This window comes from Streptomyces sp. R-07 (assembly GCF_049913175.1).
Lineage (GTDB): Bacteria > Actinomycetota > Actinomycetes > Streptomycetales > Streptomycetaceae > Streptomyces.
The window spans coordinates 2,400,060-2,420,853 of record NZ_CP183978.1 but is presented as its reverse complement, the minus strand read 5'-3'; the positions used below and the strand labels follow the sequence as shown (position 1 = coordinate 2,420,853).

Here is a 20,794-nt window from a genome sequence, read left to right as displayed (position 1 = left end):
TCTCATTGTCGTACGAATCGGCCGGTATCGGTCGGTTCAGTCCTCGTCGGCGAGCGGATTCCGCTCCGACAGCGGGTCGAGGATCATCGGCTGGACCTTGCCCTCCAGCATCGCGCCGAGCCCCAGGACCGCGCACACGTCGGGCCGTTCGGCGATGTGCACCGGCATCCCGGTCGCCTCGCGCAGCATCTGGTCGAGGCCCGGCAGCAGGGCGCTGCCGCCCACCATCATGATCCCGCGGTCCGCGAGGTCGGCCACCAGGTCCGGCGGGCAGTCCCGCAGCACCTTCCCGATGCCGTCGAGGACCGCCGTCAGCGGGGTGTGGATGGCGTCCCGTACGGCGGCGGTGTCGACGGTCACCGAGCGGGCCAGGCCCGTGGCGACGTCCCGGCCGTGGATCTCGGTCCAGGCGGGGCCCTGTGTCGTCAGCCCGTTGCCGCTGAGGGCCAGTTGCAGCGGGCGCACCGACTGGCTCGGCAGCATCAGCTCGTGGTGGTGGCGCAGGTGCTGGATGACGGCGTGGTCGATGGCGTCGCCGCCGACCGGCATCCGCTCCGCCGTGACGATCGCGCCGAGCGAGAGCACCGCGACCTGGGTGGTGGCCGCCCCGCACACCAGGATCATGGTCGCGGTGGGCTGCTCGACGGGGAGCCCGCAGCCCACGGCCGCCGCGATCAGGGTGTCGACCAGCTCGACCCGGCGCGCCCCGAGACCGACGAGGGTCTCGACGGCGGCGCGCTGCGCCAGCGGATCGCTGTCGTGCGGGGTGCAGGCCGCGGCGCGCAGCCGGGGCTTGCGGCGCAGCTGCCGGCGGAGCTTCTCGCCGAGGAGGTGACGGAGCATCCGCTGCGCCATCTCGATGTCGACGACGGTGCCGCCCGAGACCGGGCGGACGACCCGGATGTAGTCGGGGGTGCGGCCGGTCATCTTCTCGGCGAGGGCACCGACGGCGATCAGCGCCCCGGTACGGGTGTTGACGGCGGCGACGCTCGGCTCGTCGACGACGAGTCCGGCGCCCTTGACGAAGACCCGGGTGCGGGCGGCACCCAGGTCGACGGCGACATGGCAACGACGCAGCTGCTCAAGGCTGACGGTCACGGCGGATCCTCCGGAGTGCGGTGCTGGCACGGGCGAGGTGGGTCGCGATTCGCGGTCCTGTTCGCATCGTCCGGCCCCCCGGGGCGCGGCGCGCGCTGGGATGCGCCGCCCGGGGCCCCGGTGCGGGCGGTGCCGGACTCCGCACTCGGGGTGAGGAGGTTCCGGAGGCGATCCTTCCCGAAGCGGGAGAATCACGGCGCACCGCCGACCACCTGCGGTTTCCACACAGGATCCTCACTTCCGCGCCTACCTGACGCCGCACCGGGCCGCATAGCCTGCGGGCCCCATGGACTACTGCCACGCGTGCCGGCGGCATCTCAACGGGGCCCTCGCCTGTGCCGGGTGCGGGACTCCCGTCGAGGAACTGCGGTACGAGACCCCCCACATACCGGTCCACACACCGGTCTACACGCCGGTCCACACCCCGGACCGCGGCTACGGCGGGCCGGACCGGCCCGCGATCTACGGCGAGCCGGACCGTCCGATGGCGTACGGCGAGCCGGACCGCCCGATGGTCTACGGCGAGCCGGACCCGTCGGCGACCTCCGACGACGCCGACCGGACCGCGCCCGAGCACGTCTACGAGCTGGACGTTCTCGAACCACCGCGCCCGGCCCCCGGCGGACGCCGTGCCGCCCGCGTCGCCGCGCAGGGCCGCGCCGACCGGGGCCGCTCCACCGCGCGGCGGGGGCGGCGCTCGCACTCGCGCCGGGGCCGCACGGTTCTGGTGGGGACGGTGGGCCTGGTCCTCGCGGCCGGGACGCTGACCTGGGCGAAGCTCGCCCTGGAGGAGCCGCCGCAGAACGGCGCCGCGACGGCCGTGGAGGAACTGGAGGTCACCGAGACCCCGCTGTCGCCGGAGCCGGTCGACACCACCGAACCGCCGACCGGATCGAGCCCGTCCCCGGCGACGCACGCACCGGGCACGGTCTCCGCACGCCCCCGCCAGGTGAGCGCGGGCTCGGGATCCGGTACGGGCAGAGGATCAGGCTTGGGTACGGGTACAGGTACGGGTACGGGGACGGGTACGGGTCAGGGGACCGGGGACGCCCCGACGGCCGCGCCGACGACCACCGGCCCGGCCTCCCCGTCCGCCCCGCCCGCGGCGACCGCGTCCACGACGGCGAGCGGCCCGACGCCGAGCGGCTCGGGTACGGCCGGCGGGCCCACACCGTCGACCACGGACCCCACCCCGACCGAAACCCCGACCCCCAGCCCGACACCGACGTGCACCCGCTTCCTCTGGTGGTGCGTCTAGGGCCCGTCCGGATCGGGGCGCGTCACGCCACGTCCGTGCCCAGCATCCGCTTCAGCAGGTCCCGCAGCAGGGTCCGCTCCGTCTCCGTCAGTTCGCCGAGCGGCTCGCGGGCGAAGTCGAGGGACTCCCTGAGGCGGCGGGCCGTGTCGCGGCCCTCCTCCGTGGGGACGGCCAGTTTGACGCGGCGGTCCGCCGGGTCCGGGCGGCGTTCGACCAGCCCCCGGGCCTCCAGGCGGTCCACGATCCCCGTGATGTTGGACGGCTCGCACTTCAGCTTCTGGGCGATGCGCCGCATCGGCAGCGGGTCGAGCGCGAGCAGGCCGAGGACGCGGGCCTGGGCGCCGGTCAGCGCGTGCTGTGCCGCCGCCTGCTCGTACTCCTCGTAGTAGCGCGCCACGACCGTGCCGATCAGCTCGACGACTTCGAGGGTCAGTGGGTCCGTGCGTGAGGTGGGCATGGGAGTCAGTCTACTCAGATACTTGACAACGTTAAATATCTAGGCGCATGGTTGTTTGAGGTAGTGAACCTTTTGTGATCTCAAGCTTTTCTGGAGGCCGTGCTCATGTCCGTTCTTCCCGCGTCCAGCCGTGAGTGGCACCTCGTCGCCCGCCCGCACGGCTGGCCCGTGCCGGCCGACTTCGCCCTGCGCGAGACGCCGGTCGCCGAGCCCGCCGAGGGCCGCATCCTCGTGCGCAACCTGCACTTCTCCGTCGACCCGTACATGCGCGGCCGCATGAACGACGTGAAGTCGTACATCCCGCCCTTCAAGCTCGACCACCCCATGGACGGCGGCGCGGTCGGCGAGGTCGTCGCCTCCAACGCCGAGGGCTTCGCCGTCGGCGACCACGTCCTGCACGGCCTCGGCTGGCGCGAGTACGCCGAGGTCCCGGCCCAGCACGCCACCAAGGTCGACCCGGCTCTCGCCCCCCTCTCCGCCTACCTCGGCGTACTCGGCATGACCGGCCTCACGGCCTACGCCGGCCTCTTCGAGGTCGCCTCCTTCAAGGAGGGCGACGCCGTCTTCGTCTCCGGCGCGGCCGGCGCCGTCGGCAGCCAGGTCGGCCAGATGGCGAAGCTCAAGGGCGCCTCCCGTGTCATCGGCTCCGCCGGATCCGACGAGAAGGTCAAGTTCCTCGTCGAGGAGCTCGGCTTCGACGCGGCCTTCAACTACAAGAACGGCCCGGTCAAGGACCAGCTCCGCGAGGCCGCCCCCGACGGCATCGACGTCTACTTCGACAACGTCGGCGGCGACCACCTCGAAGCCGCGATCTCCTCGCTCAACGTGCACGGCCGTGCCACCATCTGCGGCATGATCGCCCAGTACAACGACACCGAGCCGGTCGCGGGACCGCGCAACATGGCGATGATCATCGGCAAGCGGCTGCGGCTCCAGGGCGTCCTCGTCGGCGACCACTACGGCCTGCAGAACCAGTTCGTCCAGGAGGTCGGCGGCTGGCTCGCCTCCGGCGAGCTGAAGCACCGCGAGACCTTCGTCGAGGGCATCGAGAACGGCGTGGACGCCTTCCTCGGCCTGCTCCGCGGCGACAACACCGGAAAGATGATCGTCTCGGCGACCCGCTAGTCTTCCCTCAGCCGCCGCGATCGTGGGCGCGAGTCGCGGCGAACCCATGAAGGAAGTACCTCGCATGTCGATCCAGCACTCCGACGTCCTCTACACCGCCGTCGCCACCGCCGAGAACGGGCGTGACGGCCGTGTCGCCACCGACGACGGTCAGCTCGACGTCGTCGTGAACCCGCCCAAGGCCATGGGCGGCTCCGGCGCGGGCACCAACCCCGAGCAGCTCTTCGCGGCCGGCTACAGCGCCTGCTTCCAGGGCGCGCTCGGCGTCGTCGCCCGCAACGAGAACGCCGACGTCTCCGGCTCGACGGTCACCGCCGAGGTCGGCATCGGCAAGAACGACGACGGCTTCGGCATCATCGTGAAGATCTCGGCGACCATCCCGAACGTGGACGTCGAGACCGCCAAGAGCCTGATCGAGAAGGCCCACCAGGTCTGCCCGTACTCCAAGGCGACCCGCGGCAACATCACGGTCGAGCTCGCCGTCTGAGTCCGGCCGCACGACCGCACACGAGGACCGCACCCCGGCCGACCGGGGTGCGGTCCTCGCCGTTCACGGGGCGGCTGCGGCATCATGTCCGTGTCCTACGGACGGGGGAGTCGAGTGGCGTCGCGCAGCGGGGCGGACATGGGATCGGATGGGGCCGGCCACGGGCTGATCGGCGGGCGGTACCGCCTCGGCGAGCGGCTCGGCCAGGGCGGCATGGGAGTGGTCCGGCGGGCCACCGACGAGCTGCTCGGCCGCCCGGTCGCCGTCAAGACGCTCGCGCTCGACTCCGGAGCCGATCCGGCAGGCGCCCTGCGGGAGGCCCGGGTCGTCGCCCAGGTCCGCCACCCCCACGTGATCGTCGTCCACGACGTCGTCGAGCACGAGGGACGGCCCGCCCTCGTGATGGAGCTGGTCGACGGCGGCTCGCTCGCCGACCGGCTGGCCGCCGGCGAGGTCCTGTCCGCCGGGGAGGCCGCCCGGCTCGGGCTCGACCTCCTCGACGCGCTGTCCGCCGCCCACGCCCACGGGGTGCTGCACCGGGACGTCAAGCCCGCCAACGTCCTTCTGGAGCAGGGCACCGGCCGCGCCGTCCTCACCGACTTCGGCATCGCGAGCCTCCCCGGCGCCACGACGCTCAGCGGCACCGGGGTCTTCGTCGGCACCCCCGAGTACACCGCGCCGGAGCGGATGCGCGGCGAGGACGGCGGCCCGGCCTCCGACCTGTGGTCCCTCGGCGCGCTCCTGTGCGCGGCGGCGACGGGCACCTCGCCGTTCCGCCGGGACTCGATCGGCGCCGTCCTGCACGCGGTCGTGTACGAGGAGATCCGGCCGTCCGAACGGATGGGGCCGCTCGTACCCGTCGTCCGCGGCCTCCTCGAACGCGACCCGGACCGGCGCCTGGGCGCCGCCGAGGCCCGCCGGATGCTGGCCGCCTGCGCGGCGGGGGAGGACGCGGCGGACGCCCCCACGCCGGTGGCCGGCGGCCACCACCCCCCGACCGCGCGCGACGCCGGGCTCGCCGCCACCCCGAGGCTGCACGGCACCCCGGAGGCACGGCCGCACCCCGACGGAGCCGACGGACCGAACGGGCAGGGCCGTGGCGCGGCCGGCAGCGACGCGAGCCGTGACGCCACCGGCCCGGGCCGCTCCGGGGCCGGGCGCCGGAGTGCGCTCGCGCTGCCCTTCGTGGCCGCCGCCGTCGCCGCCTCCGTCGCGGCCGTGACGGTCGCCGTGCTGTTCGCCGGACGGGACGAGCCGTCGACGGGTGCGGGCCCGGCCGGCCCGGAGAGCTCCCGGTCCGCGACTCGTACCGGCACCACCACGACGACCCCCGCGCCCCGCCCCGTACCCGCCGGATACGCGGCCGTCGAGGACGAGCGCGGCTTCACCCTGGCCGTGCCCGCCGGGGCGCGCCGTTCGACCGACGGCGAGCGGGTCTTCTACACGACGGGTGACGGGGCCGTCTGGGTCGGTATCAGGATCCGGGCGATCCCGGCCGGCGGCGCGATCGGGGTGATGCGTACCGCCGACGCGGAGGGCCCGAGGACCAACCGGGGCTACCGCGACGCCACGGTCGAGGAGACCACGCACCAGGGACTGCCCGCCGCCCGCTGGGAGTTCACCTGGAACGGCTTCACCGCCGCCGAGGGCCCGCGGCACACCGTCGACCTGTGCTGGGAGCAGGCCGGGACCCTCTACGACCTGTGGGTGTCCGCCCCGGTGGGCCGCGTCGCCGAGGCCCGCGGTCACTTCGACACGGCCCTGGAATCCTTCCGTACGACCGGCGGTTAGGGTGGCCCCCATGCGTGATCTCGGGGTGGGTTTCAAGTACCTGGTGCAGGGCCAGAAGTGGGTCGGGCGGCACGGGCGGTGGTTCGGCTTCGGGCTGTTGCCCGGGCTCGTGACGCTCGTCCTCTACGCGGGGGCGCTCGTCGGCCTGGGTTACGGCGCCGACGACCTGGCCGCGTGGGCGACGCCGTTCGCCGACGACTGGACCTCGCCGTGGCTCGGCATCTTCCGCGGCACCCTGACGGCGCTCGTCTTCTCCTTCGGGCTCTTCCTCGCGGTCATCACCTTCACCGCCGTCACCCTCCTCGTCGGCCAGCCCTTCTACGAGTCGCTCTCCGAGGAGGTCGACCGCAGCCAGGGCGGCGACGTCCCCGAGTCTGGGCTTCCGCTCTGGCGCGAGCTGTGGATCTCGGCCCGTGACAGCCTGCGGATCCTGCTGCGCGTCGCGTTCTACGGCGTGCTCCTCTTCGCCTGCGGGTTCATTCCCGTCGTCGGCCAGACCGTCGTCCCGGCCATCGGCTTCGCCGTCTCCGGCTTCTTCCTCACCGAGGAGCTGACGGCCGTGGCGCTCCAGCGCCGGGGCGTCGAACTCAAGGAGCGCCTGGGACTGTTGCGCGGCCGGCGACTGGCCGTCCTGGGCTTCGGCGTTCCGCTGACCCTCGCCTTCCTGGTGCCCTTCGTGGCCGTCTTCCTCATGCCGGGAGCGGTCGCCGGAGCCACCCTGATGGCCCGTGACCTGCGCGGCGAGGACGCGGAAGACCTCCCCGAAGAAAACGATCAAGAAGGCGGCAACCTTCCTTCCTCCGGTGGCGACCTGGGGGTGCATCACCTCCCCCACTGAAGAAGGAACACATGACGTCACACAAGCGGAAGACGGGTCGCCGCCGCGCGGTGATCGGCGGCCTGAGCGCCCTCGGTGTCACCGGGGCCGCGATCGTCACCAGCTCCCTGCTCGCCCCGGCGGGCGCGGCGAGCGCCGTCGCGGCCTGGCCGGCGGCGAGGGGCAGCAAGCCGGTCGCCACGACCATCGAGGTCTCCGGCACGTACGACGGGAAGCTCCAGCGCTTCTACGGCACCGGTGAGCTCGGCTCGGACGGCCAGGACGAGAGCCAGAAGCCGGTGTTCGTCCTCAAGGACGGCGCCGTCCTCAAGAACGTGATCATCGGCACCCCGGCCGCCGACGGCGTCCACTGCCTCGGCAGCTGCACCCTCCAGAACGTCTGGTGGGAGAACGTCGGCGAGGACGCCGCCACCTTCAAGGGCACCTCCGCCTCGTCGGTGTACGCGGTGTACGGCGGCGGCGCGAAGGGCGCCTCCGACAAGGTCTTCCAGTTCAACGGCGCGGGCAAGCTGGTCGTGACCAAGTTCCAGGTCGCCGACTTCGGCAAGCTGGTCCGCTCCTGCGGCAACTGCAAGAAGCAGTACGCGCGCACGATCCTGGTCAACGACGTCGACGTCACCGCGCCCGGAAAGTCGATCGTCGGCGTCAACGCCAACTACGGCGACACCGCGACCCTGCGGAACATCCGGATCCACGGCGACGCCAAGAAGAAGATCAAGCCGTGCACCCGCTTCACCGGCAACAACACCGGCAAGGAGCCCACGGAGATCGGCACCGGCCCGGACGGCACCACGTGCCGCTACTCGGCCGGGGACCTCTCGTACGACTAGAAGGCCCGCCGCGCCGGGTCCTCGGCCTTCGGGGACCGGGCGCAGTCGGTCGGTCGGCGGCGTCCGGTGCTCGGTCTTCGGGGACCTCTCGTACGACCAGAAGGCCGGCGGCGTCCGGTGCTCGGTCTTCGGGGACCTCTCGTACGACCAGAAGGCCGGCGGCGTCCGGTGCTCGGTCTTCGGGGACCTCTCGTACGACCAGAAGGCCCGCGGCGTCCGGTCCTCAGCCCTCGAGGACCGGGTGCAGCTCCGGGCGCGCGTCCCACCACGCCCGGTGGAAGGCGTTGTTGTCCACGTTCGCCAGGTACGCGCGGGCCGCCGCCCGGTACAGCAGCTCCGCCTGAGGGGCGGGGACCGCCGCACGGTTCCAGGCGAGCCGGATCCGCCCCGTCACCGGATCGCCCTCCAGGGGACGCAGCACCGTGCCCTCCGCCGGCGGGGCCGTCGGCTGGCTCATCGAGATCGCCCGGCCCGCCGCGATCAGGTCGTAGTGCATCTTGCGGTCGGCGACCCGGTGCCGCATCGACGGGGCGAACCCGGCCTTCTCGCAGGCCGCGACCAGCGCCTCGGGGCCGCCGTCGTCGTCCTCCACCAGCGTCATCCAGGACTCGCCCGCGAGCTCGGAGAGCGCGATCCGCTCCCTGCCCGCGAGCGGATGCGCCGCCGAAAGACGCACGCAGAAGGGCTCCTTGGGGACGAGGGTGCGGGCCGTCGTCCCCTCGGGCAGCGGCACCTCGTGGTCGTTGACCTCCCCGTACAGGACGGCGTCGTACCGCCCGGCGCCGAGCTGCCGGGTCAGCGTCGTCGCCGAGTGCTCCACGGTGACGGCCAGTTCCTGCCCCGCCATGATCTGCTCCAGCTCCCCGAGCAGCCGGTCGACGAGGACGAGCAGGATGCAGCCGAGCCGCAGCGGGGTGTGCGGGGCGACGGCCCGCGCCCCGGCGGCCAGCGCGTCCATCTCGCCGAGCACGAGCCGCGCCTTGGAGAGGACGAACTCGCCCAGCGGGGTGGGTTCGACGCCGTGCCGGCCGCGCAGGAAGAGCTCCCCGCCCGCGACCCGCTCGATCCGCCGCAGCTGCGCCGAGAGGGCCGGCTGGGAGACCCCGAGCCGCCCGGCGGCCCGCCCCAGACTGCCCGCCTCCGCTATCCGGCAGACGGCCTCAAGATGCCTCAACTCCAGCTGCATTTCAGCAGCGTACGCAGCGCCGTGCGGCCGCACCATAACCCGCGTCTTATGCCGGATGAGATGTCCCGAACTAGCCATGTCCACGCCCATACTCGGCGCGACAACCCGTCTCCCCCACCACGATCCACACCCCGATCGGAGCAGACGTTGCACCCCACCAGACTCACGGCGACCGTGGCGGCCCTGGCGCTCTCGGCGAGCCTCGCGACCGCCCTCGCGGGCCCCGCCGCCGCGGCCCCGCAGGCGCAGCCCGTACCGCCCGGGCACGGCAAGTCCCTCGCCCTCGCCGCCGCCGACGGCGCCGCGGCGAGCGGTCTCGACGAGCTGCGGCACGGCGCCGACGAGGACCTCGTCCGGACGTCCGTCACCCCCTGGGCGAACGGTCTGTACTACGCCTCGTACGAGCGCACCTACCGAGGCCTCCCGGTCGTCGGCGGCGACGCGGTCGTCGTCTCCGACAGCTCCGGCAAGGTCCGCGAGGTCACGGGCGCCCCGGCCCCCGCCATCAAGGTCTCCACGAAGGCGAAGGTGACGGCCGGGGCGGCCCTCGCCACCGCCCGGAAGCAGCTGGCCTCGGTCGAGAGCGCGAGCGCCCCGGAGCTGACCGTGCTCCTCAAGGGCGGCAAGGCCGTCCTCACCTGGCACACCCTGGTCATCGGCCGGACCGCGCAGGGCGCCCCGAGCTCCCTCGACACCTTCGTCGACGCGCGCACCGGGTCCGTCGCCCGCGCCACGGACAAGATCCTGCACGCCGACGGCCGCGGCTACCACAACGGCAACGTCACCATCGACACCGCCGCGACCTCGATGACCGACACCAGCCGCGGCGCCTTCAAGTGCGGCGGGCAGAACGGCAGCGCCTACACGGGCTCCTCGCCGTGGGGCAACGGCACCGCCAACGACCTGGTGACCGCCTGCGTCGACATCATGTACGCGGCGCAGAAGGAACACTCCATGGTCAAGGAGTGGTTCGGCTACAACGGCCAGAACGGGCAGGGCGGCATGGTCCCGGCCCGCGCCGGCCTCGGCGAGGTCAACGCGTACTACGACGGTACGAAGACCACGTACGGCCACAACCAGACCGGCAGCATGCAGCTCACCGGCATCGACGTCGTGGCGCACGAGTACGGCCACGAGATCTTCGACAAGACGCCGGGCAGCTCGGGCTCGTCCAACGAGAACGGCGGCATGAACGAGTCGACCGGCGACATCTTCGGCGCGCTCACCGAGCACTACGCCAACAACCCGAACGACACCCCGGACTACACGGTCGGCGAGAAGCTGAACTTCCTCGGCGACAACAAGCCGATCCGCTACATGTACAACCCCTCGCTCGCCGACAACGCCCCCAACTGCTACCCGCAGCTGACCTCCGGCACCGAGGTCCACGCGGCGGCGGGACCGCAGAACCACTGGTTCTACCTGCTCGCCGAGGGCTCCAACCCCGGCGGCGGCAAGCCCAGCAGCCCGATATGTTCCGGCGGTCCGTCCTCCGTGACCGGCATCGGCATCCAGAAGGCCGGCAAGATCTTCATGGGCGCCCTGCTCATGAAGACCTCCTCCTGGAACCACCTCGCCGCCCGCAAGGCGACCCTGACCACCGCCAAGAACACCTACGGCAGCGCCGAGTGCAACGCCGTGAAGGCGGCCTGGAACGCGGTCGGCGTGCCGGCCCAGTCCGGTGAGACCGACTGCGGCGGCACCACCACCCCGGACTTCTCACTCGCCCTGAACCCGTCCTCGGGCTCGACGCAGGCCGGTGCCTCCGTCACCTCGACGGTGAACACCTCCACCACCGGCGGCAGCGCGCAGACCGTGCAGCTCTCCGCGAGCGGCGCCCCGAGCGGGGTCACCGTCTCCTTCAGCCCCGCCTCGGTGACCTCCGGCTCCTCGTCCACGATGACCGTCCAGGTCGCCGCGGGCACCGCCGACGGGACGTACCCGATCACCGTCACCGGTACGGGCTCCGCCACGCACACGGTCACCTACCAGCTGTCGGTCGGCACCACGACCCCGCCCACCGGCTGCGACAACACCGAGTACACGTACCAGGGTTCGCTGAACGACGGTGAGGCCGAGGCCCAGCCCGACGGTTCGTACTACTACTCGGCGACCTCCGGCACCCACGTGGGCTGCCTGCGCGGTCCGGCCGGCGCCGACTTCGACCTGTACCTGCAGAAGTGGAACGGGTCGGCCTGGGTGGACGTGGCCGTCGGCGGCACGGCGACCGCCGACGAGGACACCAGCTACTACGGCACCGCGGGCTACTACCGGTACGTGGTCGACGCGTACAGCGGCTCCGGCGCGTACACGCTGGGCCTGAGCGCCCCGTAAAGGGCCTGAGTACCCCGTAAGGGGATGAGCGCCCCGTAACGGGGGCGGGGTGCCGTCGCGGACCGGGGGTTCCGTGACGGCCTCCCCGGAGCCGGGCGGCCGTATGTCCCACGGCCGCCCGGCATCCCGTGCGTCCACGGCCGCCCGGCCCTTCGTACGTCTCAGCCGACCTGGGCGAGCACGAACCCCGGTTCCGTCGCGCCCGCGTCGGCGATCCGCTCGCCGTCCGGGCCCCAGGCCCCGGCCCTGCCCGTACCGATCCCGTCCTCGTTGGGCCCCAGGACGTTGCCGAGCACCACGTACAGGCCGAAGTCCCGGGCCCGCGCCGGATACACCTCCTCGAAGGAGTCGTTGTCGGCGGCGAGCACCGAACTCGCCAGGTACACCGCGCAGCCGTCGGTCGCGGCCCGCTCGGCGAGTCCGGGGAAGCGGTTGTCGTAGCAGGTGGCGAGCGCGAATCGGACCCCGTCGAGCGTGAACCGCCCGTCGGTGCCGCCCGGTTCGAAGACCTCCGCCTCGACCCCGTACAGGTGTTGCTTGTCGTAGCGGGTGAGGAGCGAGCCGTCCGGGCCGATCACGAACGTCGTGATCCCGGCGCCCGAACCGCCCGTCCGCACCGGCCCGTTGACCACGGCCGCCGCGCCGACGGCCCGGCACGCCTCCCGTGCGGGGGCGAGGCGGGGGTCGTCCTCGGTCAGGAACAGACCGGGGGTGTCCCGGATCAGCGACGGCTCGTACCCGGTGAGCGAGAGCTCGGCGAAGACCACGACCCGGGCCCCCTCGGCCCCGGCCGCCCGGACCAGGCCGGCGATCGTACGGACGTTGGCGTCGATGTCCCCGGCGACCGGGGCGAACTGGGTGGCTGCGACGATCATGACCCTCATCATCCCGCCCGCCCGCCGCGGGGAAATCCCGGGGACCCCCGCAGGGCCTCCGCCGTCTCCCGCAGCACCTCCAGGAACGCGGTCGCCGCCGCCGTCGGGACCGGCGGGGCGGCGGCGAGGATCCGGCGGTACGGGACGTCGTCCGGGTGGATCCTGACGAGCACGACGTCCCGGCGCACGGCCGCCGCCGCGAGCGCCGGCACGAGGGTGACGCCGAGGCCGGCGGCCACCGCCCCCAGCTTGGCGATCCAGTCGTGCGCGATCAGCCCGGTCCGCGGCCGGAACCCGGCGGCGACCGCCGGACGGAACAAGGTGTCCTCCAGGCGCTCGTTGCCGACGATCCACTCCTCGTCGGCCAGCTCGGCGAGCCGCACCGCCCGCCGCCCCGCGCGCGCGTGCCCCCGGGCGAGCGCCACCAGCATCGGCTCGTCCAGGAGGTGGTGCAGCGTCACGCCCTCCGGCGGGGGAGCGGCGGCGGCCGGGCTGACCACCGCGAGGTCGAGGTCCCCGGCGGCGAGCAGCCCCAGGTGCTTCACGGACGGCCCCTCGGTACGGGCGACGGCCACCCCCGGATGGAGCAGGCGGAACGCGGCCTGCGCGCCGGGCACGAGCGCCGCGTTGGCGCTGGAGAACGAGCCGAGCCGGAGCAGACCGCCCTCCAGGGTGCGCAGCGCCTCCAGTTCGGCCCGGGCCGCGACCAGCCGGTCCCGCACCGCCTCGGCGTGCGGCAGCAGCACCCGGCCCGCCTCCGTCAGGCGCACGCCGCGCGGCAGCCGCTCGAAGAGCACCGCCCCCGTCTCCTCCTCCAGGGACTGGACCTGGCGGGACACGGCGGACTGGGTGTAGCCGAGCGCGTGGGCGGCGGCGGTGAAGGAGCCCGCCCGGGCGACCGCGAGGAAGGCCTCGTACAGGCCATGCGAGACAGGCATGGGAGCCATGCTAGACATTCGCTTGTCGCATGAACCGGGCAGTCCTAGCGTCGAGGCCATGAAGAACACCCCGCAGAAGATCGCCTTCCTCGGCCTCGGATCCATGGGCCTGCCGATGGCCCGCCGCCTGCTCGGCGCGGGACACCCTCTGACCGTCTGGAACCGTACGGCGGCCAAGGCCGACGCCCTCGTCACCGACGGTGCCGCCCAGGCAGCGACCCCCGCCGAGGCCGTCCGGGACGCCGACGTCGTCATCACGATGCTCGCGGACCCGGCCGCCGCCCTCGCCGTCGCCGACGGGCTGATCCCGGCGCTGCGTCCCGGCACCCACTGGATCGACACCTCGACGGTCGGCCCGGACACCGTCGCCGCCCTCGAAGCCCGGCTCCCCGACGGGGTCACCCTGATCGACGCGCCCGTCATGGGCAGCGTGGACCGGGCCGCCTCCGGTGAGCTGCTGATCCTCGCGGGCGGTGACACCGCGCCCGTCGCCGACGTCCTGGCGCGGCTCGGGACCGTCACGCCCTGCGGCGGCCCCGGCACGGGCGCCGCCCTCAAGCTCGTCCTCATCAACGCCGTCATCGGCGGGGTCGCCCTCGTCGCCGAGGCCCTCACCCTGGCCGGCGCGCTCGGTCTGCCCCGCGAACTCGCCCTGCGGACCCTCGCCGAGGGGCCCCTCTCCGGCGCCGTCGGCCGGGCCACCGCCACCGGCTCCCACTTCCCGGTCGCCCTCGCCGCGAAGGACGTCGCCCTGGCCGCGTCCTCGGCGAAGCTCCCGGTCCTGGAGGCCGTCCACGCCGCCCTGACCGCGGACCCGGCCCTGCTCGGCGAGGACCTGGCGGCCGTCATCCGCTAGCGACCAGCCGGTAGGCCCGCCCTGGACTCCGGCGCAGCGGTGCCGCGCGCGGTGCCGCAGGGTGTGGGGCCGTGGCAGAGCGGTCCATTGCGAAGCCGGGCGGAGGAGGTCCCCGAAGCCCGGGGTGAGTGGGCGGTCGCCGGACCTGGAGGCCGTACCCCGCGGGTTCGATTCCCGTCGGCCCCGCACCCGACCCTCAGGGCCTGTCCGGGGAGTCCCCGTGCAGCAGCCGCAGGAAGTCCCGGAAGGCGCCCGGCATGTCCACCGCCCCCGGGGCGAGGAGCCACTGGTACTGGAGCCCGTCCATCACCGCCGTGAGCAGCGGCGCCGCCCGCTCCGGGGTCAGCCCGCCCGGCAGCCGCTCGCCGAACTCCAGGCGCAGGACGTCCGCCATGTTGGCCCGCACCTGGGCGTACCGCTCGGTGAAGAACTCCCGCGCCGGGTGCCCGTCCGTGACGCTCTCGCCGAGCAGCGCGGAGAAGGTCTGCACGATCCCCGGCCGCATGGCGTTGTACTCGACGAGGGACTCCAGGAGGTCGAGCCGCCAGCCCTCGCGGTCGCGGCCCCCGCTGGTGTCCCAGCGGTCCCGCTCCTCCAGGACCGCGACGAGCAGCGCCTCCTTCGTCGGGAAGTAGTGCAGCAGCCCCTGCTGGGTCAGCCCGACGCGCTCGGCGACGGAGCCGAGGGTGGCGCCCCGGTAGCCGCGCTCGGCGATCACTTCGAGGGCGGCGCGCAGGATGTCCGCGCGCCGCTCCTCGCTTCTGGCCCGCACCATCGCCGTGGCCCCCTTTCACAGGTTCGTCCGACAGGACGGTACCCCCTCGTCGGCCCCCATATATAACAGAACAATAACGTAACCTACCGATCTACAGGTAGGTGGGTGCACGATGGGCGCATCGGGGTCATCGGTAGTCAACGAGGAGGTACGGCCATGGCGGACACCAGCGCGGAGACCGTGAGGAACACGGTCGTCGAGGCGGCGCTCGGCAAGCTCGACCTGGACGCCAAGACCAGGCTGCTCGCGGGCCAGGACATGTGGTCCCTGCCCGCCCTGCCGGAGATCGGCCTGAAGTCCCTGGTCATGTCCGACGGCCCCATCGGCGTCCGCGGCGTCCGCTGGACCGCCGACGACCCGTCCGTCGCGCTCCCGTCCCCGACCGCCCTGGCCGCCGCCTGGGACCCCGCGCTCGCCCGCCGGGCCGGTCGGCTGCTCGCCCAGGAGGCCCGCCGCAAGGGCGTCCACGTCCTCCTCGCGCCCACGGTCAACCTGCACCGCAGCCCCCTCGGCGGCCGCCACTTCGAGACCTACAGCGAGGACCCGTACCTCACCGGCGCCGTCGGCAGCGGCTACGTCCAGGGCGTCCAGGACGGCGGCGTCGGCACCACCGTCAAGCACTTCGTCGGCAACGACGCCGAGACCGACCGCTTCACCGTCGACAACAGGATCGCCCCGCGCCCGCTCCGCGAGATCTACCTCGCCCCCTTCGAGGCCATCGTCAGGAACGCCCGCCCCTGGGGCATCATGACCGCCTACAACCAGGTCAACGGCGTGACGATGACCGAGCACCACCACCTCGTCAACGAGGTGCTGCGCGGCGAGTGGGGCTTCGACGGCTACAACGTCTCCGACTGGATGGCCGCCCGCTCCACCACCGGCGACATCGAGGGCGGCCTCGACGTCGCCATGCCCGGCCCCGACACCGTCTACGGCGCCGCCCTCGCCGCCGCCGTACGCGCCGGCGAGGTCGAGGAGTCCGCCGTCGACACGGCCGTGCGCAACGTCCTGCGGCTCGCCGCCCGCGTCGGCGCCCTCGAAGGCGCCCCACCGGTCGTCACCGAACACCCCGCCGCCCTCGACGGCGACGCCCTCGCCCGCGAGATCGCCCGCCGCGGCTTCGTCCTCGTGCGCAACGAGAACGACGCCCTGCCCCTCACGGCCGGCCACACCGTCGCCCTCTCCGGCGCCGCCGCCCGCGACGCCCGCGTCCTCGGCGGCGGCTCCGCCCAGGTCTTCCCCGACCACGTCGTCTCCCCGCTCGACGGCCTCACCGCCGCCCTCCCCGAGGGTGCGCTCACCTTCACGATCGGCGCGGACCCCAGCGAGGAACTCGCCCCCGCCGACCAGGGCTTCACCCTCCGCGCCCGCTGCCGCGACGCCCAGGGCCGGCTCCTCGGCGAGGGCTCCCTGCCCAACGGCCAGGTCCAGTGGATCGGCGACGACCTCCCCGAGGGCGTCAGCCACGAGGCCCTCGCCTCCATCGAGGTCGTCGGCACCTTCACCCCGCGCGAGTCCGGCGACCACGCCTTCGGCACCCGCGGCCTCGGCGCCTTCACCCTCACCGTCGCCGGCACGACCGTCTTCGACGGCACGCAGGTCATGGGCCCCGAGACCGACCCCTTCGAGGCCTTCTTCGGCTCCCCGGTCGAGCGCGCCAAGGTCGCGCTCACCGCGGGCGAGACCGTCGAGGTCTCCCTGCTCCACACCCTGGACAAGGAGTTCGCGGCCCCGCTCCCGGCCGTCATGTTCTCCTTCGTCCACCTCGGTCCCCGCCGTGACCCCGACGAACTGATCGCCGAGGCCGTCGAGGCCGCCCGCGCCGCCGACACCGCCGTCGTGGTCGTCGCCACCACCGAGCGCGTCGAGTCCGAGGGCTTCGACCGCAAGGACCTCGCCCTCCCCGGCCGCCAGGACGACCTCGTACGGGCCGTGGCCGCCGCCAACCCGAACACCGTCGTCGTCGTCAACGCCGGCTCCCCGGTCGAGCTGCCCTGGCGCGAGGACGTGGCCGCGATCCTGCTCAGCTGGTTCCCCGGCCAGGAGGGCGGCGCCGCCCTCGCCGACGTCCTCACCGGCGCCGAGGAGCCCGGCGGCCGCCTCCCCACCACCTGGCCCGTCGCCCTCGCCGACGTCCCCGTCACCGAGGTCGCCCCGACCGACGGCGAACTCCACTACGCCGAGGGAGTCTTCGTCGGCTACCGCGCCTGGGACAAGGCCGGCGCCGTCCCCGCGTACCCCTTCGGCCACGGCCTCGGCTACACGACCTGGTCGTACGACTCCCTGGTCGTGACCCCGGACACGGTCACCGTCCGGATCACCAACACCGGCGACCGGCCGGGTCGCGAGACCGTCCAGATCTACCTGGCGCCCGTCGGCACTGTGTCGCATGACGCGCGGAGCGCGACGGCGGAACGCCCGGCCCGCTGGCTCGCCGGCTTCGCGAGCGTCGAGGCCGCGCCCGGCGAGACCGTCGAGACCGAGATCGCGCTGCCCCGCCGCGCCTTCGAGATCTGGGACGAGGAGAAACACGACTGGACCCTCGTCACCGGCGCCTACGAGGTCGTCGCGGCCCACTCCCTCACGGACGCCCGCCTGACCGCCACCCTGGAGGTCTGACCTCCCGGGATCCCCGTGAACCGGCCCCGGGGCGGAACCTGACAACCGCCCCGGGGTCCCTCACTCCTTCGTGATCCGCCGGTACGCGAGCTCCGCTAGCCGCGCCTGCCCGTCCTTGCTCGGATGGAACCAGTCCCAGGGGCTCAACTGCCCGCCGTCGAAGCGGAACCCGAAGACCGCCCCGCCGTCGTACCGGCAGCGCGCGTCCTTCGCGCAGACCTCCTCCAGGACCTCGTTGTACGCCACCACCCGGTCCCGCACCGCCGCCCGGCGCCGCTCGGCCGCCGGACCCAGGTCCTCCGCGTCCGCCAGCATCGCGCCGCAGATCCCCAACTTCCACACCTGGAGCCCCATCGGGCTCACCCGCCCCGTCGACCACAGGTGCTTCAGGTCCGGCACGCTCGCCACGTACACCTGCGCCTTCGGCGCGCCCGCCCGCAGCCGGGCGAGGGCCGTCTCGAACGAGGCGCGGAAATCGGCGACCGGCGTCATGAGGTCCGGGGTCGCCCTGCAGGCGTCGTTCGCCCCCATCATCACCGTCACCAGCTCGGGCTTCTCGGCCGCCGCCCCGGCCATCTGCGCCGGAAGTTCCGCCATCCGCGCACCCGTCCGGGCCAGGTTCCAGCTGCGGGTGGCCACCTTCTCCGGGCCGAGCAGCCGCAGCGCCAGACTGTTGACGGCGGTGTCCGTCCCGGTCGCCCACGACACCTCGGGGCAGTCCGACAGGACCGAGCACGCGTCGAAGGCGCGGGTCACGGAGTCGCCGACGGCCGCGACGGAGGCGGGGGAGACGTCCCACAGGGGCGCCGGTCTCGGCGTGGATCGCTTGCCGGGGGAGGCCCCCTCCGGGGCCCCGGCCGTGCAGCCGGAGAGCGCCCCGCCGCACAGCAGCGCGGCCGTCGCGACGGCGACAGCGGTACGGAATCGGCGTCGGCCGCGCATCCCCGGCCCCTCCTTCGGCGTCCTGGCGGGTGAAAGCTTCGTGTTCTCCCGCCCCCGGACCGACCGTACGTCACACCGATGACGGTGCGGCACGGTAGCTTTTCCCCCGTCGAACCAGAGGCACCTTTGCCGAACGGCTCCGGTAAATTACATCACGTCACATCCTGTCCCCTTTTTGAGGGTTTGTGACGTTTTACTCCTGATGCTGTTTACTGAGGCCGCTGGGAAAGGCGAACCTCGTCCCACACTGGAGGTCCCGGTGACGACACGTGGAGTCCTGTACGTTCACTCCGCACCGCGCGCGATGTGCCCGCACGTCGAATGGGCGGTCGCGGGCGTCCTCGGTGCGAGGGTCCAGCTCGACTGGATCCGCCAGCCGGCGTCCCCCGGCACCTGGAGAGCCGAGTTCTCCTGGCAGGGCCAGACCGGCACCGCCTCCAGACTCGCCTCCGCGCTCCGCGGCTGGCAGATGCTCCGCTTCGAGGTCACCGCGGAGCCCTGCCCCACCGCCGAGGGCGAGCGCTACAGCGCCACCCCCGACCTGGGCATCTTCCACGCCGTCACCGGCATGCACGGGGACATCCTCGTCCCCGAGGACCGGCTGAGGGCCGCCCTCGCGCGCTCCGCGCAGGGCGAGACCCAGCTGGAGGCGGAGATCGCCAAGCTGCTCGGGAAGCCCTGGGACGACGAGCTGGAGCCTTTCCGGTACGCGGGCGAGGGCGCCCCCGTCCGCTGGCTGCACCAGGTCGTCTGACGCCCCATCACCGGCGGATTGTAGATTCCGACCGGGCGCGCAGGGGGCGCGCCGGGTGGGGAGAGAAGTGACGCGAGACGGTATTCCGGGCGCCGCGTTCGGCGCGGCGGCGGTCTTCCTGGGGGCCGGTGTCGCCGGCGGTTCGTGGCCCACGGGCTGGGCGGCGCTCCTGTGCGCCCTCGTGTGCGGAGCCCTTGGCGCGACGCTCCTCGCGGTACGGCGCCGCCGAACGGCGACCCCGGAGGTACGGGACGCGGTGCCGGACCTCGGCGGGAACCTGGACAAGCACGAGGTGAAGCCCGCGCGGCCCGGCCGGTCCTCGCTCGTCGCCGCCGCCGTGATCTGGGTCCTCGCCCTCCTCGCCGGCGGCGTCTGGGCGCTCACGGCCGGGGACGACGACGACACCACGGCGAAGGACGGGGCGCCCGCGAGCAATCCCTCGGCCGGCGCGTCCCTCGACCCCCGGCCCGCCCTCGCCTGGACGGTCCCGCCCGCGGGGCAGGCCCACGACACGGCCGTCGGCTTCTGGGGCCTCGGCTCCGCCGTCGCCCAGGGCCGGATCGACGGCCTCTTCGCCTACGACGGCGCGAAGGGAGACGCCCGCTGGAGCGTGCCCGCGCCCACCCGCGAAGCCCTGTGCGCGATGTCCCCCGGCACCGGGGAGGGCGTCGGGCTCATCGCGTACGGCCGGCACGAGAAGCCCTGCGCGACCCTGCTCGCCGTCCGCACCTCCGACGGCAAGGTCCTGTGGAAGCGGAGCCTCGGCGGAGCCGGCCTGACCGACAACGAGCGGCCCCTCGCCGTCGGCGGCGCCACCGCCGTCAGCGCCGAGGACGGAGCCGTACGGGCCAGGTCCACCGAGACCGGGGAACAGCGCTGGCAGCGCGGGCTCGGCAAGGGCTGCGCCACCCTCGCCGTGGACGCCGACGCCACCCGCACCCTCCTCGTCGAGCAGTGCGGCGAAGGCGCGAAGCTCCTCGCCCTGGACACCCGTACCGGCGCACAGCGGTGGGCCCGGGACCTGCCCGTCGAGTCGAGGGCCACGGCGGCGGTGGTCTCCGTCTCGCCGGTCGTCCTCGCGGTCGACGAGGAGGACGCCCGGGGCACCCACGCCTTCCTCGGCTTCGACGACAAGGGCGCCCCGACCGTGACCGTGCCGCTCTCCGGACCGGAGGGCACCCTCTCCGCCCCCGAAGGCGTCGGCGACGCGGACTTCCACCGGCCCGTCGTCCGCGACGGCCTCCTGGTCACCCTCGCCCAGCGGGAGGCGCTCGTGCCCGACAACGTCGTCGCGTACTCCCTGAAGGACGGCCGGAAGGCGTGGTCGTACCACGCCGAGAACCAGACGATGACGCTGACGGCGGAACCGGACGGCCGGGTCGCCGTCCTGGAGAACTCCGGTTCAGGCCGGATCGTCCTGCTCGACCCCGCCACGGGCAAGGTCGGCACCCGCATCGAAGCGGACACGGACAAGGGCGCGGAGATCTCCATCTACCCCGAACTCGTCCCCGTCCCGGGGGGCCACGTCGTCCTCAACCAGATCCTGATGCACGCGGAACCGGCGGCCTACGGCCTGCGCTGAGGCACGCGAAAGGCCCACCCCGAGCAGGGGGCGGGCCTTTCGTACGTCG

At 73.4% G+C, this 20,794-nt stretch carries 18 protein-coding genes; 11 read left to right on the top strand and 7 right to left on the bottom strand.

Annotated features, from left to right (window positions below):
- Nucleotides 1-36 precede the first annotated feature (36 nt).
- Nucleotides 37-1,098 carry a rod shape-determining protein gene (locus tag ACN9M0_RS10935; RefSeq protein ID WP_366038207.1) on the bottom strand — a complete coding sequence of 354 codons (1,062 nt, stop codon included), beginning with the start codon at nucleotides 1,096-1,098 and terminating at the stop codon, nucleotides 37-39.
- A 286-nt stretch (nucleotides 1,099-1,384) separates the two neighbouring features.
- Here ACN9M0_RS10935 and ACN9M0_RS10930 point away from each other — a divergent pair, with 286 nt between their 5' ends.
- Nucleotides 1,385-2,356, top strand: coding sequence for an SCO2400 family protein (locus ACN9M0_RS10930; protein ID WP_426403520.1), 972 nt, complete (start codon nucleotides 1,385-1,387; stop codon nucleotides 2,354-2,356).
- A gap of 22 nt (nucleotides 2,357-2,378) precedes the next feature.
- Here the strand turns inward: ACN9M0_RS10930 and ACN9M0_RS10925 are convergent, their stop codons facing one another.
- On the bottom strand, nucleotides 2,379-2,813 hold the full coding sequence (locus ACN9M0_RS10925; protein ID WP_366038205.1) for a MarR family winged helix-turn-helix transcriptional regulator: 435 nt from the start codon (nucleotides 2,811-2,813) through the stop codon (nucleotides 2,379-2,381).
- 105 nt (nucleotides 2,814-2,918) lie between these two features.
- Between ACN9M0_RS10925 and ACN9M0_RS10920 the strand changes: the two genes are divergently transcribed.
- The 5 genes from ACN9M0_RS10920 (at nucleotide 2,919) to ACN9M0_RS10900 (ending at nucleotide 7,884) form a co-directional block, all read left to right on the top strand.
- Nucleotides 2,919-3,938: an NADP-dependent oxidoreductase gene (locus ACN9M0_RS10920; protein ID WP_366038204.1), complete on the top strand. Its 1,020-nt coding sequence runs from the start codon at nucleotides 2,919-2,921 to the stop codon at nucleotides 3,936-3,938.
- Nucleotides 3,939-4,002: 64 nt separating this feature from the next.
- Nucleotides 4,003-4,425, top strand: a complete 423-nt coding sequence (locus ACN9M0_RS10915; RefSeq protein ID WP_366038202.1) for an organic hydroperoxide resistance protein — start codon at nucleotides 4,003-4,005, stop codon at nucleotides 4,423-4,425.
- Between the two features lie 138 nt (nucleotides 4,426-4,563).
- Nucleotides 4,564-6,216, top strand: coding sequence for a protein kinase domain-containing protein (locus tag ACN9M0_RS10910; RefSeq protein WP_399698392.1), 1,653 nt, complete (start codon nucleotides 4,564-4,566; stop codon nucleotides 6,214-6,216).
- Nucleotides 6,217-6,226: 10 nt separating this feature from the next.
- The gene (locus ACN9M0_RS10905; RefSeq protein WP_399698394.1) at nucleotides 6,227-7,054 is read left to right on the top strand and encodes an EI24 domain-containing protein; all 828 of its coding nucleotides are present in this window, start codon (nucleotides 6,227-6,229) and stop codon (nucleotides 7,052-7,054) included.
- A gap of 11 nt (nucleotides 7,055-7,065) precedes the next feature.
- Entirely contained in the window at nucleotides 7,066-7,884 is an 819-nt protein-coding gene (locus ACN9M0_RS10900; RefSeq protein ID WP_366038199.1) for a pectate lyase, read from the top strand.
- Nucleotides 7,885-8,107: 223 nt separating this feature from the next.
- Here the strand turns inward: ACN9M0_RS10900 and ACN9M0_RS10895 are convergent, their stop codons facing one another.
- Nucleotides 8,108-9,070 (bottom strand): LysR family transcriptional regulator, encoded by a 963-nt coding sequence (locus ACN9M0_RS10895; RefSeq protein ID WP_366038198.1) that lies wholly within the window; start codon nucleotides 9,068-9,070, stop codon nucleotides 8,108-8,110.
- Nucleotides 9,071-9,217: 147 nt separating this feature from the next.
- Here ACN9M0_RS10895 and ACN9M0_RS10890 point away from each other — a divergent pair, with 147 nt between their 5' ends.
- Nucleotides 9,218-11,404: a M4 family metallopeptidase gene (locus ACN9M0_RS10890; RefSeq protein WP_426403519.1), complete on the top strand. Its 2,187-nt coding sequence runs from the start codon at nucleotides 9,218-9,220 to the stop codon at nucleotides 11,402-11,404.
- A 161-nt stretch (nucleotides 11,405-11,565) separates the two neighbouring features.
- Here ACN9M0_RS10890 and ACN9M0_RS10885 read toward each other — a convergent pair whose 3' ends face one another.
- Complete coding sequence (locus ACN9M0_RS10885) at nucleotides 11,566-12,279, bottom strand: carbon-nitrogen hydrolase family protein (RefSeq protein WP_426403518.1); 714 nt, start codon at nucleotides 12,277-12,279, stop codon at nucleotides 11,566-11,568.
- A gap of 8 nt (nucleotides 12,280-12,287) precedes the next feature.
- A complete protein-coding gene (locus ACN9M0_RS10880) occupies nucleotides 12,288-13,226 on the bottom strand; it encodes a LysR family transcriptional regulator (protein WP_426403517.1) in 939 nt (312 codons plus the stop codon).
- Nucleotides 13,227-13,275: 49 nt separating this feature from the next.
- Here ACN9M0_RS10880 and ACN9M0_RS10875 point away from each other — a divergent pair, with 49 nt between their 5' ends.
- The gene (locus ACN9M0_RS10875) at nucleotides 13,276-14,073 is read left to right on the top strand and encodes an NAD(P)-dependent oxidoreductase (RefSeq protein WP_426403516.1); all 798 of its coding nucleotides are present in this window, start codon (nucleotides 13,276-13,278) and stop codon (nucleotides 14,071-14,073) included.
- Between the two features lie 196 nt (nucleotides 14,074-14,269).
- Here the strand turns inward: ACN9M0_RS10875 and ACN9M0_RS10870 are convergent, their stop codons facing one another.
- Nucleotides 14,270-14,848 (bottom strand): TetR/AcrR family transcriptional regulator, encoded by a 579-nt coding sequence (locus ACN9M0_RS10870; RefSeq protein WP_366038191.1) that lies wholly within the window; start codon nucleotides 14,846-14,848, stop codon nucleotides 14,270-14,272.
- A gap of 156 nt (nucleotides 14,849-15,004) precedes the next feature.
- Here ACN9M0_RS10870 and ACN9M0_RS10865 point away from each other — a divergent pair, with 156 nt between their 5' ends.
- Complete coding sequence (locus ACN9M0_RS10865; protein WP_366038190.1) at nucleotides 15,005-17,467, top strand: beta-glucosidase family protein; 2,463 nt, start codon at nucleotides 15,005-15,007, stop codon at nucleotides 17,465-17,467.
- 60 nt (nucleotides 17,468-17,527) lie between these two features.
- Here ACN9M0_RS10865 and ACN9M0_RS10860 read toward each other — a convergent pair whose 3' ends face one another.
- Nucleotides 17,528-18,409: an SGNH/GDSL hydrolase family protein gene (locus ACN9M0_RS10860; RefSeq protein WP_426403515.1), complete on the bottom strand. Its 882-nt coding sequence runs from the start codon at nucleotides 18,407-18,409 to the stop codon at nucleotides 17,528-17,530.
- A 259-nt stretch (nucleotides 18,410-18,668) separates the two neighbouring features.
- On the opposite strand from ACN9M0_RS10860, the gene ACN9M0_RS10855 reads away from it, so the two are divergent.
- Together ACN9M0_RS10855 and ACN9M0_RS10850 are read left to right on the top strand one after the other, a co-directional pair.
- Nucleotides 18,669-19,163 (top strand): DUF3145 domain-containing protein, encoded by a 495-nt coding sequence (locus ACN9M0_RS10855; protein WP_366038188.1) that lies wholly within the window; start codon nucleotides 18,669-18,671, stop codon nucleotides 19,161-19,163.
- 67 nt (nucleotides 19,164-19,230) lie between these two features.
- Nucleotides 19,231-20,745 carry a PQQ-binding-like beta-propeller repeat protein gene (locus ACN9M0_RS10850; RefSeq protein ID WP_426403514.1) on the top strand — a complete coding sequence of 505 codons (1,515 nt, stop codon included), beginning with the start codon at nucleotides 19,231-19,233 and terminating at the stop codon, nucleotides 20,743-20,745.
- Nucleotides 20,746-20,794: the final 49 nt, after the last annotated feature.